The organism is Oceanobacter kriegii DSM 6294 (assembly GCF_000422845.1).
GTDB lineage: Bacteria > Pseudomonadota > Gammaproteobacteria > Pseudomonadales > Oceanobacteraceae > Oceanobacter > Oceanobacter kriegii.
The window spans coordinates 99,828-115,341 of sequence record NZ_AUGV01000018.1 but is presented as its reverse complement, the minus strand read 5'-3'; the positions used below and the strand labels follow the sequence as shown (position 1 = coordinate 115,341).

At 56.8% G+C, this 15,514-nt stretch carries 13 protein-coding genes; 6 read left to right on the top strand and 7 right to left on the bottom strand.

The genetic code is table 11. The annotated features are described in order from the left end of the window. Window positions 1-141 precede the first annotated feature (141 nt). The 5 genes from G516_RS0110660 to G516_RS22040 all read right to left on the bottom strand — a co-directional run bounded on the left by G516_RS0110660 (window position 142) and on the right by G516_RS22040 (window position 5,086). Window positions 142-954 carry a cytochrome C assembly family protein gene (locus tag G516_RS0110660; protein WP_028293643.1) on the bottom strand — a complete coding sequence of 271 codons (813 nt, stop codon included), beginning with the start codon at window positions 952-954 and terminating at the stop codon, window positions 142-144. 104 nt (window positions 955-1,058) lie between these two features. Next, window positions 1,059-2,237 (bottom strand): hypothetical protein, encoded by a 1,179-nt coding sequence (locus G516_RS0110655; RefSeq protein WP_156879017.1) that lies wholly within the window; start codon window positions 2,235-2,237, stop codon window positions 1,059-1,061. Window positions 2,238-2,370: 133 nt separating this feature from the next. Then, window positions 2,371-2,640 (bottom strand): hypothetical protein, encoded by a 270-nt coding sequence (locus G516_RS0110650; RefSeq protein WP_028293641.1) that lies wholly within the window; start codon window positions 2,638-2,640, stop codon window positions 2,371-2,373. 10 nt (window positions 2,641-2,650) lie between these two features. Further along, a complete protein-coding gene (locus tag G516_RS0110645; protein WP_245582652.1) occupies window positions 2,651-4,225 on the bottom strand; it encodes a DUF4331 domain-containing protein in 1,575 nt (524 codons plus the stop codon). Window positions 4,226-4,369: 144 nt separating this feature from the next. Then, window positions 4,370-5,086 carry a YitT family protein gene (locus tag G516_RS22040; protein WP_084644996.1) on the bottom strand — a complete coding sequence of 239 codons (717 nt, stop codon included), beginning with the start codon at window positions 5,084-5,086 and terminating at the stop codon, window positions 4,370-4,372. Window positions 5,087-5,255: 169 nt separating this feature from the next. On the opposite strand from G516_RS22040, the gene G516_RS24680 reads away from it, so the two are divergent. The 6 genes from G516_RS24680 (at window position 5,256) to G516_RS0110615 (ending at window position 12,449) form a co-directional block, all read left to right on the top strand. Further along, complete coding sequence (locus G516_RS24680) at window positions 5,256-5,516, top strand: hypothetical protein (protein ID WP_156879016.1); 261 nt, start codon at window positions 5,256-5,258, stop codon at window positions 5,514-5,516. A gap of 199 nt (window positions 5,517-5,715) precedes the next feature. After that, window positions 5,716-7,140, top strand: a complete 1,425-nt coding sequence (gene ffh / locus G516_RS0110635) for a signal recognition particle protein (protein WP_028293639.1) — start codon at window positions 5,716-5,718, stop codon at window positions 7,138-7,140. A gap of 205 nt (window positions 7,141-7,345) precedes the next feature. Further along, window positions 7,346-7,852: a type IV pilus modification protein PilV gene (gene pilV / locus G516_RS22035; RefSeq protein ID WP_051219263.1), complete on the top strand. Its 507-nt coding sequence runs from the start codon at window positions 7,346-7,348 to the stop codon at window positions 7,850-7,852. After that, window positions 7,849-8,868: a PilW family protein gene (locus G516_RS0110625; protein ID WP_028293638.1), complete on the top strand. Its 1,020-nt coding sequence runs from the start codon at window positions 7,849-7,851 to the stop codon at window positions 8,866-8,868. The genes pilV and G516_RS0110625 overlap by 4 nt, the downstream gene beginning before the upstream one ends. Before the next feature lie 3 nt (window positions 8,869-8,871). Continuing rightward, on the top strand, window positions 8,872-9,483 hold the full coding sequence (locus G516_RS23930) for a pilus assembly PilX family protein (RefSeq protein ID WP_051219261.1): 612 nt from the start codon (window positions 8,872-8,874) through the stop codon (window positions 9,481-9,483). Further along, a complete protein-coding gene (locus G516_RS0110615; RefSeq protein ID WP_156879015.1) occupies window positions 9,480-12,449 on the top strand; it encodes a pilus assembly protein in 2,970 nt (989 codons plus the stop codon). The genes G516_RS23930 and G516_RS0110615 overlap by 4 nt, the downstream gene beginning before the upstream one ends. Here G516_RS0110615 and cueR read toward each other — a convergent pair whose 3' ends face one another. Further along, window positions 12,450-12,842 (bottom strand): Cu(I)-responsive transcriptional regulator, encoded by a 393-nt coding sequence (gene cueR / locus G516_RS22025; protein WP_036535812.1) that lies wholly within the window; start codon window positions 12,840-12,842, stop codon window positions 12,450-12,452. A gap of 108 nt (window positions 12,843-12,950) precedes the next feature. Continuing rightward, on the bottom strand, window positions 12,951-15,464 hold the full coding sequence (locus tag G516_RS0110605; protein ID WP_028293636.1) for a heavy metal translocating P-type ATPase: 2,514 nt from the start codon (window positions 15,462-15,464) through the stop codon (window positions 12,951-12,953). Window positions 15,465-15,514: the final 50 nt, after the last annotated feature.

Genomic DNA, 15,514 nt, shown 5'->3' with positions numbered 1-15,514 from the left:
ATGGCGGCGGTATTGGGGGAAAAGTCCATCACGTTCAGTGGTGCTCAGGGTCAGAGAACAGAAAGTGGCGGACTTTATCAAAGGCGACTGTGGCTTGAACAGACACAGTCGGGGTTAGGCAGATTGCCGAAACGCGACAGTTTATTGCCCGATCAGCATTTCCAGTACGAACTTGGAGCCAAAATACGACAGGATCAGAAAGGCGGTGCCGGTCAAGGTCCAGCGACTGGCCGTAACGCCGCGCCAGCCGTAGCGGTAGCGGCCAAACAATAATACGGCAAACACCGCCCAGCCGATGCTGGCAAACGCCACCTTGTGCACCAGGTGCTGGGCTTGCATGTCGCTGACGCTGGGCCAGCCAATGGCAAAGGCCAACGTCAGCAGGATTTCACCCAGCCAGATCATCTCGAACAGCAGTAAATCCATGGTTTGCAGTGGTGGCAGTGCCTGAATCAGGCCGTGGGTCTTGTGGCTGCGCAGATGGCGGTCCTGCAGGTACAGCAATACCGATTGCACAGCGGCAATCACGAACACGCTGTAAGCCAGAATCGACAACAGAATATGCCAAACCAGACTGTAACTCAGGTGATCGAGAGAGAACTTCTGGTCGGTTGCTGCCGCCAGCAGCAACACCAGACTGATCATCGGTAGTAGCCCAACCAGCAGGTTTTCTACCGGTTTTCTAAGGCTCGAAAACAACACCAGCAGCACCATCACCAAACCGATGACGGCACCAATATCAAAGAAGGCAAAATTGATGCTGGGGTGGTCCACCGGTGACGCATAAAGCACGGCGTAACCCACATACACCAGGTGGGCGATGGCCCCCAGCATGCTGAACGTCAGCACCTGATTGCGAGCAGCGGGACGCTTTCCTGTCACCACTTGCCATTGACGAAACGCCGCCAGCGCGTAGAGCACGATGGCCGGCAGTACGATAAGAATTTCAGACATAACCAGTGTTCCATTAAGACTGGCTCAGTGTCGCACATGGCCTTTGCTTAGCAAAGTCGATGAGAGTCAATTTCATCCGCCTGGATCAAGACAGCGTGACCTGATTATCGTGAATTCTTGACCTGTTGCAGCCATTGTTGATCGCGCCAGCTGCGGTTGTCGTTCAGGTTGGCTCTGGCCCAGTGCAGGGCCTTGGTGTGGTTGCCCTTGATGTTGTGGTAGTAGCGACTGATTTCGTAAGCGTGGACGCTGGCCTGATTGTGCAGTCGGTAATGAATGCGGTGGGCGATCAGCGACTTCCAGCGTTTGGCGTCGCGGGCTCGCGGCTGACTGTGCAGCCAGGCTTCGCTGACACGTAGCATCAGAGCGTCGTCCATCAGCGAGTCTTTGGCGTACAGCTGCGGCAGGGTGTGGATAACGGCCTGATATTGTTGGGTTGCCAGCGCGCTGTCTGCCCATTGGGCCCAGAATGCCACCGGCAAACTGTCGGCTGGGTATCTCTGGGCGATGCTGTCTAACACCTTGAAGGCTTGCTGGTGGCTGTCTGTATCGTGATGGCTTTGCTGCTCCAGGTACTCGGCGTGCAGCTGGCTCAGCCAAACGTCCATATAGCGCGGCAGGGTACGAGACTCGGCTTGGGGTCCGGCTTGAGGGACGGCTCGGGACTCGGATTGAGGGACGGCTTTGGATAAGCCGCCCTGATTCGTGTGCTGGAAGCTGGCGTCCTGCGGCTGGAAAGCCGCTTGTGAAGACCGCGCCTGCTGAATAATGGCTTGCAGGTTGGCATCCTGATTACTGCGCGCATCAGACAAACAGGCGCTGACGACCAATGTGGATGCTTTTAGCAGCAGGGATTTACAGCTGGCTTCGGCAGCTTCGAATTCGCCCAACATCACTTCCGTGCGGGCCTTCATCAGCATGGCACTCGGCCAATAGCGGCTGGTGGGTGGAATCTGCTGTAACTGCTCCAGTGTCGTCGCAAAGCGATGGTTGTATTGGTCGATGCTGGCCAGTGTCAGTTGCTGCCAATCGGTCGGTGTTTGCTCAAATATTTGAGGGTGTTGTTGGATCAGTGTCTCGGCAATGATCACGTGGTCTGAGCCGGACGGAAGCGCCCGACGAGCCAGTTGCTGGTCGATGTAATCCTGAAATTCCACAACAGAAAACGCAGCAGGTGTTTGCGCCAGCAGTTGCTCCAGTCGTTTGGCAATGTCCGGTACCGAATGCGACCAGACAGAAGTGGCCATGGCGGCCAGTAGCGTAAAGACGAACAAGGGTTTCATAGCCAGGACCGCTCGTTGATTGGCCATCCGGGCCGATGATTATGGAAGATAGTCGCTTTTTCCCCAGCTCCCCCGACGACCGCTTGCATATACAGCGGTGCCGGAGGCTGGGTGGAAAACACAGGGGCTCGATCTACTGGTTAAGCAGATCCTGCAGTTGGGACGTTTCCAGCTCGGTGCCGGTAAAGGTCAGTTCGTCGATGGCGACGGGCTCCGCCGTAAGAGGGTCACTGACGGCAAAGGCATCGTTAACGAAACTGAGCAGGTCGGCTTCTTCAGTATCGTTGTCCTGATACTGATCCAGCGTGTCGGTCAGCTTGTTGGCGTCGTCGCTGTCCGAACAACCCGCCAGCAACAATGCCGTGGCAGCAACCGCCGGGAGCATTAATGGTTTAAGCATCATGGCTGCCTCCTCAGTTGCTGGAACCCGGCAATGGGGCCTTGAAGTAAGGGAACGCGGCGTCGAAGTAGCTGACGTTCACTGGTGCGCGGTCGGTCAGCTCGGCGGTGCCAACCGGTGCATCGCTGGTTTCGCAGAGGCCCAGGTTGTCTCCGGCATCACCGGCGGTGCCGCTGCCATCCAGATCGACAGCAATGGGATGGCACAGTGCGCCCATCACCACGCGCAGGGCGATGTCGACCACATCGTCACCGGGACGACGACCGTTGGGGAAGCCGGCCAAATCACCGGCTACCACGCCAAAGGTGCTTTGCTCAGAGGCGGTCGTGGCCGCCACGGCGGTGTTCAGACGCACCATTTCAGACAAGGTACCGTCCGACAACTGATTTACACCGGGGAAGCCGGTCAGGAAGGCCGTCACCAGATCGGCACGGGGGAAGTTGGTTGGCGCGATGTTGGCGTTGGCGTCGCCGGTCAGGGCTTCACCAAACAGGATATTGATCAGGGCTGGCAGCGTCGGGTGGGTGACGTAGTCGGCAAACTGTGTGTCGTTAACTGGCTCAGAAGCATTGAAGGTGTCTTTTTTCGACAGGCCAATCACAACCTCATTCACCAGCGGCATGCCCAGTCGGGACACCTGCACGTAAGCACCGCCGTACACGTCGGGCTTATCGAAGTCGGCGTTCGGATTCTGGATACGCACCTGCTGGGTGCTGGCGGTGGTCCAGCCACCAATCACGGTGCCGGACTCGCCCAGCAGACAGTCTTTATGCAGTTTCAGCGCAATGGTGGTGACGTTCTTGTCGGCCAGGTCATCGTTGGCGTCATCCTGAATGCCCTGCCAGGTTTCATCGCCCAGTGGCAGTGGAATGTAATTCACCAGGTCGAAGGTTTTGCCCAGATTCACTACAAACGGGTCTTTGCGTTGACCAACAAATACTTCACCGCCTGAGCAGCTGTCGATGCTCAGATCGTGCACATAGCCTGCGGCGTAACTGGCGTAGTCAGCAAAGGATTTCTCACCGATGTTGTCCATCGGCTTGTCGTAACTCATGCCGCCGTTCAATACGGTTCGGGTGCCACTACGGCGGTCGCCGGTGACCATCGCAACAGTGTAGGTTTCCATATAGTTGGTGGCGCTGGCAGCCGGGTCGGTGGTGTCGATCTGGCCGAAGTTTTTCAGGGGGATATCGACATCGCGGTCGTCAATGGTCAGGGCCACACCTCCGTCACCACCCAGTGTTTGGCTGAATTGAAACTGGAAAGTGACGTCTTCCATGCCATCGCCGTTTTGGTCGATGTGAATTTCGTACAGGCCGTTGGGGTCCAGACTGAAATAGTTGGGGCCGCCGTAGGCATCTTGCAGAGGCACGTAGTTGGCCATCAGCACCACGTGATCCGGATTGTCCGCCATGCCGTTGTCATCGGCGTCGGTGTAATCCATAAACATATAGAAGTCGGCGGCATCAAGCGTCGGAGTACGAGTGATGGCCGGGGCTTCACGGTGACTGGAGGCGAGCACGGTTGGAGCGGACAAGGCAACGGACGTTGCCACGGCCATAAAAGCCGCTTTTGGGAGTGTGTTCAAACTGCGAACCTCTTGTTATTGGATGTGGGCTGCTGTTTGTACAACCCCGCACAACAATGACACGGGCTCGCGTTTTATCGGTGCGGTGTTTTGTTAAGAAACACTGCACCAGGTTGGGTTATGTGACTCGGCTGTTGGTTTTCGCTATTTGGCCGCTGCGGTTGGGGATTTGAACACTTCTGCGCCACTGGCGGCGACCGGCAGTGGCAGACGGAAATTCCAGGCGATCAGCAGGTTCATGACCAATGCGGCCCAGAACGAGTACAGCACCAGCTCAAATGGCATGCACCACAGCGCAATGGCAAACAGGACCACGTCGAATGCCAGATGCACCCAACCTGCGCGAATGCCAAAACGGGTATCGACCAGCAGCGCCACAACGCCCATACCGCCCGGGCTGCAGTGATGCCGGAACAGGGCAATGACGCCAATGCCCACGCAACAACCAGCCAATGTTGCCGCCAGCATGGGCGAAATAGATTCAAACACCAGAGCGGTTTTCAGCCACGGCGTCAGTGCCGAGATACCGGCCACCGCAAACAGCGTACGCAAGGTGAAGTCGGTGCCTTTCATGCGCCAGCACAGCCACATAAAGGGCACATTGATGATGGCATACCAGAGCCCGAAATCGACCTGACTGAACATCCCCAACAGGACTGCCAAACCGGCAAGCTGACCGGTGATCAATTGGCTGGATTGCAGGAAGACCACCCCCAGGCTGATCATAATGATGCCGAAGGCAATGCCTTGCAGATCGTAGTAGCTGGGCAGGTGAGTGTGCAGTGGTTTGCAGAGGTCGCGAACATGGCCAAACAGGCCCGGCGCACCCCAACGGGTTAGCGGGAATAGGCGGGTTTTCATACAGTGTCTCCGGGCCTTGTGAGCCATGTTGGAAGTGCCGCGTGCCTTGTGGGCGGGCCTTGTGAGCGCGAGCGGCGGTATAGAAATCCTTATAGCGCGAGATTGGTCACTTCACCAGTTGTACCTTGGATGGAGTCGCCATTGGGAGCATTCTGAGGTCTGGTGTCTGGTGTCTGGTGTCTGGTGTCTGGTGTCTGGTGTCTGGTGTCTGGTGTCTGGTGTCTGGTGTCTGGTGTCTGGTGTCTGGTGTCTGGTGTCTGGTGTCTGGTGTCTGGTGTCTGGTGTCTGGTGTCTGGTGTCTGGTGTCTGGTGTCTGGTGTCTGGTGTCTGGTGTCGGGTGTCGGGTGTCGGGTGTCGGGTGTCGGGTGTGTGCGGGGCGCGCAGCCTCGGGAGTCTGGACAAGTTGTGGGAGAGAGCTTGCTCTCGATAAGCCAGATGACTTCATAAGCCGTTGCTGCCCGGCGACGGAATCGGCGCTGATATTTTCCGGTTGCCTTATTGCCAATCCGCTTAGGCGAACGGCCCCTGTTCGGGGTATACTCCGCACAATTTTTATTCGCTGTTGTATCCAAAGTGCCGATGCGTTCTTGCCGCAGGCCACAGCAACCGACCAGATAACGAGTATTGTTATGTTCGAGAGTTTGACCGACCGCCTTGGCAAAGCCCTTAAAAGTATTTCGGGCCAGGCCAAGCTGACAGAAGACAACATCAAGGGCACCGTCCGCGAAGTGCGCATGGCACTACTGGAAGCCGACGTTGCCTTGCCGGTGGTAAAAGCCTTTACCGATCAGGTAAAAGAGCGTGCCATTGGTACCGAGGTTCTGAAAAGCCTGAACCCGGGTCAGGTATTCCTGAAAATCGTCCATGAAGAGCTGCAAGCTGTCATGGGTGAAGCCAACGAAAAACTCGACCTGGCTACCCAGCCGCCAGCCATTGTCATGATGGCCGGTCTGCAAGGTGCCGGTAAAACCACCACCGTGGGTAAGCTGGCCAAGTATCTGGCCGAGCGTGAAAAGAAAAAGGTGATGGTGGTTTCTGCCGACGTGTATCGTCCGGCGGCGATCAAACAGCTGGAAACCCTCGCGGGTGAAGTCGGCGCTCTGTTCCACCCGTCCAGCGTTGAGCAGAAGCCAATCGCCATTGCCAACGGCGCGATTGAAGCGGCCAGAAAAGCCCACGCCGACGTCCTGCTGGTGGATACTGCCGGTCGTTTGGCGGTAGATGAACAGATGATGGCTGAGATCAAGGATCTGCACGCCGCCATCAATCCGATTGAAACCCTGTTCGTGGTTGATGCCATGACAGGTCAGGATGCGGCCAACACCGCCAAGGCCTTCAACGAAGCGCTGCCGCTGACCGGTGTGGTACTGACCAAGGCCGATGGTGACGCCCGTGGCGGTGCCGCGCTGTCGGTGCGTCACATTACCGGCAAGCCGATCAAGTTCATGGGTATGGGTGAAAAGACCGATGCTCTGGAGCCGTTCCACCCGGATCGTGTTGCGTCCCGTATTCTGGATCTGGGTGACGTACTGACCCTGATCGAAGAAGCCGAACGCAAGATCGACAAGGACAAGGCCGACAAGCTGGCCAAGAAGATCCAGAAAGGCAAAGGCTTCGATCTGGAAGACTTCCTCGACCAGCTGCAGCAAATGAAGAACATGGGGGGTCTGACCGGCATGCTCGACAAGCTGCCAGGCATGGGCAACATGAACCAGATGGCCAAGCAAACCGCAGCGGCCGAAGGTCAGTTCAAGCAGATGGAAGCCATCATCTTCTCCATGACGCTGGACGAGCGTCGCTTCCCGGACAAGATCAACGGCTCACGTAAAAAGCGTATTGCAGCGGGCTCCGGTACCCAGATTCAGGACGTTAACCGCGTGCTGAAGCAGCACAAGCAAATGCAAAAGATGATGAAGAAGGTCACCGCCAAAGGCGGCATGAAGAAAATGATGCGCGCCATGGGTGGCATGGGCGGCGGTCCAGGTGGAATGGGCGGTATGGGTGGTGGCGGTATGCCGCCAATGGGTGGCGGCGGCTTCCCGCCGATGCGCTAACTGCCCATCGAGTCATCTCAGCATCCTCGCTCCGGCGGGGATGTTTTGTTTTTACACACAGTAAATTACTGAACACCTGTTATATATTGTTTCTTAATCGGAATTAATAAACCTGTTATTAGTTTTATTGTTGATTCAAATTGGTGAAATGGTGGTTTTTTAACGCTATTATCGGTCCGAGTCAGGAAGACACGGACAGAAAGCCATGGAACGGGTCCTTTTAAAATCGCGTGCACGACAGCCTCGTCATTTGGCGGCGCAGGGCGGTTTTTCTCTTATTGAAGTGCTGGTTTCAGTCGCCATTTTTGGTATTGGTGTACTGGGGTTGATGGCATTGCAGAGTCAGTCTGTTGGGGTCAACAGCGATGCCATGCATCGTTCCGTGGCCAATATCCTGATCTTCGATATGTTCGAGCGCATGATCGCCAATCGCCCGCAGGTGGTTGGTGGTTCCTATAACCTTGCCCTCAGCGATCTGTCTGACCTGTCCGGGTCGGCTTCTACCATTCCTCAGCAAGACATCAACGACTGGTTGTCATCCATCGACAGTTGGCTGCCGGATGGGGAGGGGGCCATCAGCTGTGATGGCAATGCCATTTGTCGGGTTGAAATCCGTTGGTTGCGGCGGTTTGAACAAAGCGATGTTGACCAGCAAGGTAACGTTGATGCGGACGATGCCATCCAGCAGCTGGTGATGGTGAGCCAACTATGAAAACACTGCGCCAGCAGGCGTCCTTGCGTTTGCAGCGTCAGGGTGGCCTTACTCTGATTGAATTGATGATTGCACTGCTGCTGGACGTCATGATTGTGATGGGCGCCATGTCGGTGATGGCGGGTAACCAGAAGGCATTTCGTTTGGATGAGGCCCTTGGCAACCTGCAAGAGACCATGCGATTCAGCGATTACCTGATCACCAGCGAAGTCCGGGAAGCCGGCTTTGGCTGTCTGGATGACGTTTCGACGGTGGTGAATACCCTCAATAGTTCACAGACCCTCGATTACAGTTTTGGTACGCCGCTGCAAGGCTATGACTCAACAACCGGTTACCCGCAAGCGGTCAGTGCGGATGTGATCAGCGGCACCGATGTGTTTGTGATTCGTTCGGCCGAAGGCACGGAAGTCACGCTGGAGTCTGAAATGCCGGACAGCAGTGCGGTATTGAAAACCACCGTACTGGACCCCGCCCCGATTGCTTCTGACGACATCGTACTGGTTACCGACTGCTCCAGCGCCGCTGTTTTCCAGGTTACCAACTACACCGATGCCAACGGTAACATTGTGCATAACACTGGTAATGGCACGCCGGGCAATGCCACCAAAAGCTTTAATCACAGCTTTGCAGCCGGCTCCCGGGTGATGAAGGTACACACCAGTGTGTATTACCTGACGGAGGATGACTCCGGTCGTCGGGTCCTGTATCGCCGTACCAACGACAGCGGAACGGTATCTACGGTGCCGCTGCTGTACGGCCTCGAAAACATGCAAATTACCTATGGTGTCGACACCAATACCGTGGCCGGTGTCGACAGTTACCTCGAAGCGTCAGCCGTGACGGACTGGAATCAGGTGTCATCCGTGCGGTTTGAGCTGCTGTACGCCAGTCAGGAAGACAACCTGCTGGATGGCTACCCAACCTATACCTTCGACGGCGCCGAAGTTACCGCTGACGACCGGCGTTTGTACCGTCGGATGAGCTTTGTCACTGCCTTGCGCAACCGGACGGAGTAAACCATGAGACAACCACTTACTGGCTTGCAGCGCCAACAACAAGGCGCAGCCCTGTTGGTCACTCTGGTGATGTTATTGGTGATGACCGTGCTGGGAACGCACAGCATGCAAGGGTCGACCATGCAGCAGAACATGGCGACCAAAATGGAAGACCGCAACCGGGCCTTTCAATCAGCCGAACGGGCGTTACGAGAAGCCGAAAGTCATATCCAAAGCTTGCTGGACAGCACCACGGGGCTTGATCGCTTCGGCGTCACCAATGGCTTGTATCGGGCATTGGAAGACAGCGAAGGCGAGTGCATCAGTCACTCCAATTGGCGCAGCTCGGTCGCCAGCTGGGATGCTGACGATTCCTTTGAAGTTAACATTCGCTCAGTTACTCCTTTCAGTCAGATGGGGTTGCGCGCCAACCCTCGCTACATGATTGGTCTGGATACCGAAACGAACCCACTCAGTGTGTGTTATTCCAGCACCGTTGCTGACGGCTATTCCGACAGTGCCAGTGGCGCAGGCGCCAATATCGATGTGCTGCGTTTTACCATTACCGCTATTGGCTACGGCAAAGGGGAAGGCAGCAAGGTTGTGCTGCAAGAAACATGGAGTGTCAGCTTATGAAAGCTCATTCATCCGGACGTTGTTCCAGCCCGTCAGCCATTCATCGAGGAGTGGCGAAAACAGCCAAAGGCTATCCGGCGGGTTTATGTTCTACCCTGATCTCCAGTCCGGCATTGCTGCTTTCATCCCTGGTGGTCGCAGGGGCTTGCAGTGTCGGTGGAATAGAGCCATCTATTTTGGGCGTGTACGAGTCGAGTGACGGCTACGGCATGATCTACATTGGCGACAGCGTCAGCTATTCCCGCCTGGGAGCCAATCTTGCCGCGCGAGGTGATGAGTGCGAACTGAGCCTTATCGGTGGCGGTCTGGGTACGGTGAATGTTCAGGCCGGTAATCTTGATACGGCAGGCGACGAAAATTGCGGCGTGACGGCCTCCGATAGCTCGCTCGGGCAGCTGACGTTGCCGACTTTCGAAGCCAGCACCAGTAAAAACTCGGCCAAGTACACGACTGGCGACGACGAGCTGCGTATTCATCAATCCTACAGCGAGTCCCGCAATAGTGATTCCTTGAATGACAGAACCATCTACCATCCGGGGCTGATCACAGCAGCGCAGGGCTTTTGGTGTGATGAAGAAGATGAAGAGGATCAGACGCTGGCGGGGTGCTTCGAGGTCGATGAAGGCACCGCCCGACTGGACTTTGTGGATAACTTCGCGATTGGTGTGAAAAGCATGATTTTCTCCAATCGCGATTGGGGGCGGGTATACGCTGACGACGTCGACCGACCGGTCTACTTTGAGTACGACGCCGATGCAGACCCTTACCACATCGGCTATTTCCGCTTCGATGATACCCCGGTTGTGATTATGGAACCGGGCACCTATTACATCTCACATGCCCAGTTTGACGGTGTAAACCTGCTGGTGCGTGCTGTGGATGACGACGGCAATGCGCTGGGGGATGGCTCCGGCAAGGTCAAACTCTATATCAACAACACACGTCTGGACGATGATGCCACGACCGCCAGCACGGAGAACTTCTTCGACGGCTACGTCTGTATGAACATGGATGTGGTGGAAGAGTTGACCAGCCTTGATGACCTAAGCTGTGACTATCAGAACCGCGATGTGGTGACCAACACTGATAACGTCCGAGCGGATCGACTGGCTATTTTTATTTACAACGACTTCCTGTCACTGGATGACGATGGCAGTAATGTCGCCGCCAGCATTTATGTTGCCGATGGCTACTTCCGGGTCGATGCAGAAGACACCACCATTGTCGGCGAGATCATTGCCGAAGACATCCTGATCAAAAACGAAGAAAGCATCACACTGGCCTATCAGGACACCGGTACCTTTGCCGAGTTATACACAGGCGGCACCGTTGCTCGAAGCGGCGAGTTCAGCCTGGCCAATACGGCCTCTGCCAGCCAAACCAGCAGCGGCGACTATGTGTATGTGCCATCCCAGACTGACAACACCAGCGAGTCGGGCATTACCGGTCACATCAAGGCATTTGCGCTGCAAGACGACGGCACGACCAGCAGCACCGCCAGCTGGGATGCCAATGCATTGATGACCGCCGATCTCCGACGGGAACGGCTCTGGTCGACCGACGCCGATGGCGCGCTGGTAAAACTGACCGCTCTGGATGACGAGGCCTTTGCCATCAGCAACAGCCTCAGCGCTAACACCATTATCGAATACACCATCGACCCCAATTATCAGGAAGGCGCTTATCTGGGCAGCCGCGACAGCAGCGCCATGATCGGTGCGCCTTACATCAGCCAACCGGTGGTGATGGGCGGTATTGTTGTGTTCCAAACCGACGACGGCTTTGTCTATGGCATCGACGGTAGCAGTGGAGAACTGAAGTGGGGCTATATCCCACGGCCGTTGGTGGCCGGACTGCAAGACTACAACAGCTTCTACAGCACGCATCCGATGGCCGGCCAGCTGGCAGTCCTGACCGACAGTGATAGTAGTACCAGTGGCTATCTGGTCGGAACCGGCCAATCCGGTGATCTCCACTACGCTCTCAAAATCGACGGCAGCGGCAACCTGTCATCAGCTTTGTGGACCGATCAGCGCAGTGCCAATCTGGCTCACTCGCCGCTGTTGATGAAAATTGGCAGCACGCCGTATGCCATCTGGCTGGCAGGCAACAGCACCGTGGTTGCCCGCTCGTTGAGCAGCAGCCCGACAGAGAAAACCTACGATGTCTCTAACCGTCTTGAAGACTCCGACAGCCAGCTGACCGCCGCTCCGATGGCCGTAGTCGACTACGTACTCGACAGCAGCGGCAACGCCCGGGTGCAAAGGGCGGACCTCTACCTGGGTGACAGCGATGGTTACATCTACCAAGGCGAACTGGTCAGTGGCAGCAGCCTGAACAACAACTACCGCATCTCGACACTGGGCCATATTGGCACCAGCTCGTCGGCCTCTGATGCCGTACTGTATCTGGAGCACGCCACCAAAAGCAGCGCCGAATACGTAACGGCCCAGTCCTCCACTCGTTTGAAAACCTTCCGCATGCCATCGGACGATGACGACTATCGCCCGGACTGGACCAGCTATGCCGGAGGCTCGGGCTATTGGGATGAATCCGGTACTGCCTACACCGCAGAAACCACCTTCACACCCAATACCGAACACATCCAGAAACTGCCATCCAGCGGTGCCACCATCACCGATCGGGTGACCATTGCCGCCAGCGTTATCTTCCTGCCGGTGCAGGAAGAAACCGAAACCAGCTGCAATGCCTACTACTATCTCTACCGATTGGAAGACGGCTACTTCCCGGGCAACACCCTGTATCGCACCGACCTGACCTACGACAACGTACTGATTGGTACTGGCACGGCCTACCAGGCCAACCTGATGGTGCTGAACAACAAAGTGGTGGTGCAGGGCAGCAGCGACACCAACCTGGGTGGCATCTCGGGCGTGGATGATGTGTTCTCATTCACGACGGCACCAAGTGGTCGCAGCGGCTGGCGAGAAGTGACGTCTGAATAATCAGTCGTTGCCTTCGAATTCTTTCAGAATCGGGCAGTCCGGCCGGTCGTCCCCGGCGCAGCAGCTCACTAACGACTGTAAGGTGGCGGCCATCGATTGCAGTTCGCTGATCTTCTGGTTCAGCACGTCGATGTGCTGTTGGGCCAGTTGTTTCACGTCTTCGCTGTGACGGGACTGGTCTTGCCACAGTGCCAGCAGCTCGCCAATTTGTTCGACGGAAAAGCCCATATCGCGGGCCCGGCGAATAAACCGCAGGGTGTGGATATCGGCTTCGCGGTATTGGCGATAACCGGCGCTGGTACGACTGGCCGGTTGGATCAGGCCGGTTTCTTCGTAGTAACGAATCATTTTGGCGCTGATGCCAGATGCCTTGGCGGCGGCTCCAATGTTCATGTTTTCTGATCCTTTCCGTTTGGGTGCGCCGTGTGCACGCTACAGGCTGTATGGAGTAGGGTGTGCACCGCGCACCATGGGCTATTCAGTGGCCTGTATTTAAAGCGTTTATGACGCTTGAACCGTAAAGTGCCGTAAACGCAGCGCATTACCCACCACAAACACCGATGACAGCGCCATGGCTCCGGCAGCGATGGCCGGTGACAGCAACAGTCCAAACGCCGGGTAGAACACACCGGCGGCCAGCGGCACCAGAGCGGTGTTGTAGGCAAAGGCCCAGAACAGGTTCTGGCGAATATTGCCCATGGTGGCCTGGCTCAGGGCGATGGCGTTGACGACGCCTTGCAGGTTGCCGGACATCAGCACCACGTCGGCCGCTTCAATGGCCACGTCGGTACCGGTGCCGATGGCCATTCCGGCGTCGGCGCTGGCCAGTGCCGGCGCATCGTTGATACCGTCCCCCACAAACACTAGCTGTTGGTCTTTCTCTAACGATTGTTTGAGTTGCTGGATGGCGTCGACCTTACCTGCGGGCATAACTTCAGCCACCACGTGGTCGATGCCCAGCTGGCCGGCAATGGCATTGGCGGTGTGCTGGTTATCGCCACTGATCATGGCGACGGTCAGGCCCATGTCGTGTAATGCCTTGATGGCCGCGGGTGTGGATGGCTTGATGGGGTCGGACACCGCCAACACCGCGGCCAGCTTGCCGTTCACCGCTGCGTAAAGCGGGGTTTTTCCTTGTTGGGCCAGTTGCTCAGCGTGTTGCTGCAACGTCAGTGACCCAGAAGAGAGGGTTTGCTCGGCGGACATATCCACAGCCTGCTGCCGCATCAAGCGGTCAGCCCCCAGCAGCACATCGACTGATTCCCCTTCTGATTGTACGGTGCCTGATACCCCGAGCCCGGTCAGTGACTGAAAGTTCGTGGGCCTGGTTATTGGCAGTTGCTGCTGTTCAGCAGCGCTGACGATGGCCCGAGCGATGGGGTGTTCCGACTGGCTTTCCAGCGCGGCGATGGCGGCCAAAACGGCGTTTTCATCAAAGCCTTCGGTGACGATCAGGTCGGTCAGGGCTGGCTTGCCTTCGGTCAGCGTGCCGGTTTTGTCGAACGCGACAACCGCCGTGTTTTCCAGCCGTTGCAAAGCATCGCCCTTGCGAAACAGTACGCCGGATTCAGCCCCTCGGCCGGTGCCCACCATGATTGACGTTGGCGTTGCCAATCCCATGGCACAGGGGCAGGCAACAATCAGCACTGCGACGGCGTTCACCAGTGCAAAGGTTAAGGCGGGCTCAGGGCCAAAGATCAGCCAGGTCAGAAAGGTCAGGGTCGCCAGCGCCATGACGGCCGGTACAAACCAAAGTGTCACACGGTCGACCAAGGTCTGGATGGGCAATTTGGCCCCTTGCGCCTGTTCGACCAGTTGGATGATTTGCGCCAGCACACTGTGTTCACCCACGGCGGTGGCCTTGATGGTCAGGGCGCCGGTCTGGTTGAGGGTGCCGCCAATAACGTTGCTGCCACTGCGGTGATCAACGGGGTCTGGTTCGCCGGAGATCATCGACTCATCAACGTAGCTTTGGCCGTCAGTCACTTCGCCGTCGACCGGAATGCGTTCTCCGGGGCGGATTTCCAGCGTATCGCCAGTGGCGACGTCAGCTAACGCCAGTTCGACGGTTTGGCCGTTACGAATCACCCGCGCGGTCTGCGGTCGTAATTTCAACAGATGTTGAATCGCCTCTGAGGTTTGCCCCTTGGCGCGGGCTTCCAGCAACCGGCCCAGCAAAATCAGGGTCACGATCACGGCGGCAGCTTCAAAATACACATGCACGGTGCCCTCTGGAAGCACTGCGGGCATAAAGGTCGCGGTGGTGGAAAAGCCCCACGCAGCCAGCGTACCGACTGCCACCAGCGAGTTCATGTCCGGTGCGGCATGCAGCAGTGCAGGAATGCCGCGCTGGTAAAAGCGCAAGCCGGGACCAACCAATACCAGTGTGGTGAGTACAAACTGAATAACCCAGCTGGTTTGTTGGCCAATGGCCTCGAACAGCCAATGATGAAAGGCTGGCACCAGATGGCCGCCCATTTCCAGCACAAACACCGGCAGGGTCAGCAGTGCTGCAATAACCAGGTCGCGTTGGTAGCGGCTGGCTTCCTGATCGCGTTTTTTGCGGGTATCGAGCGATGACTGGCCAATATTCTGTGCTTGCTGGCTGATGGGCTTTGCATCAAAGCCGGCTTTGCGAACGGCATTAATCAGATCGTCTGCGGCGGTGCCCGGTAAGGCATCGATATGAGCTTGTTCGGTGCTGAGGTTAACCGTGGCTGCAGTGACCCCGGCCTGCTTGCCTAGCACGCGTTCGAGGCGGCTGGAGCAGGAGGCGCAGGTCATGCCTTCAATCGCAAGCTCAATGGGTTGCCCTGCGGGAACCGCATAACCGGCTTTTTGCACCGCGTCGATCAGCTCATCGAGTTTGGCCTTGCCAGTAACGGTGGCGGTTTCGGTAGCCAGATTCACGCTGGCGCTTTCTACGCCGTTCACTTTCGACAGTGCTCGTTCAACCCGGCCGGAACAGGATGCGCAGGTCATACCCTCGACCGGAAGGGACAGTGGTTTGTTCATGCTGTCGGTCCTTGTTGATTCTGATGACATGATCATAAACCTTCCCATGC

What these genes read in the sequence shown, in the direction of transcription:
- G516_RS0110660 (WP_028293643.1), bottom strand. Translation starts at nt 954, where the DNA reads ATGTCTGAAATTCTTATCGTACTGCCGGCCATCGTGCTCTACGCGCTG.
- G516_RS0110655 (WP_156879017.1), bottom strand. Translation starts at nt 2,237, where the DNA reads ATGAAACCCTTGTTCGTCTTTACGCTACTGGCCGCCATGGCCACTTCT.
- G516_RS0110650 (WP_028293641.1), bottom strand. Translation starts at nt 2,640, where the DNA reads ATGATGCTTAAACCATTAATGCTCCCGGCGGTTGCTGCCACGGCATTG.
- G516_RS22040 (WP_084644996.1), bottom strand. Translation starts at nt 5,086, where the DNA reads ATGAAAACCCGCCTATTCCCGCTAACCCGTTGGGGTGCGCCGGGCCTG.
- ffh (WP_028293639.1), top strand. Translation starts at nt 5,716, where the DNA reads ATGTTCGAGAGTTTGACCGACCGCCTTGGCAAAGCCCTTAAAAGTATT.
- pilV (WP_051219263.1), top strand. Translation starts at nt 7,346, where the DNA reads ATGGAACGGGTCCTTTTAAAATCGCGTGCACGACAGCCTCGTCATTTG.
- G516_RS0110625 (WP_028293638.1), top strand. Translation starts at nt 7,849, where the DNA reads ATGAAAACACTGCGCCAGCAGGCGTCCTTGCGTTTGCAGCGTCAGGGT.
- G516_RS23930 (WP_051219261.1), top strand. Translation starts at nt 8,872, where the DNA reads ATGAGACAACCACTTACTGGCTTGCAGCGCCAACAACAAGGCGCAGCC.
- G516_RS0110615 (WP_156879015.1), top strand. Translation starts at nt 9,480, where the DNA reads ATGAAAGCTCATTCATCCGGACGTTGTTCCAGCCCGTCAGCCATTCAT.
- cueR (WP_036535812.1), bottom strand. Translation starts at nt 12,842, where the DNA reads ATGAACATTGGAGCCGCCGCCAAGGCATCTGGCATCAGCGCCAAAATG.
- G516_RS0110605 (WP_028293636.1), bottom strand. Translation starts at nt 15,464, where the DNA reads ATGAACAAACCACTGTCCCTTCCGGTCGAGGGTATGACCTGCGCATCC.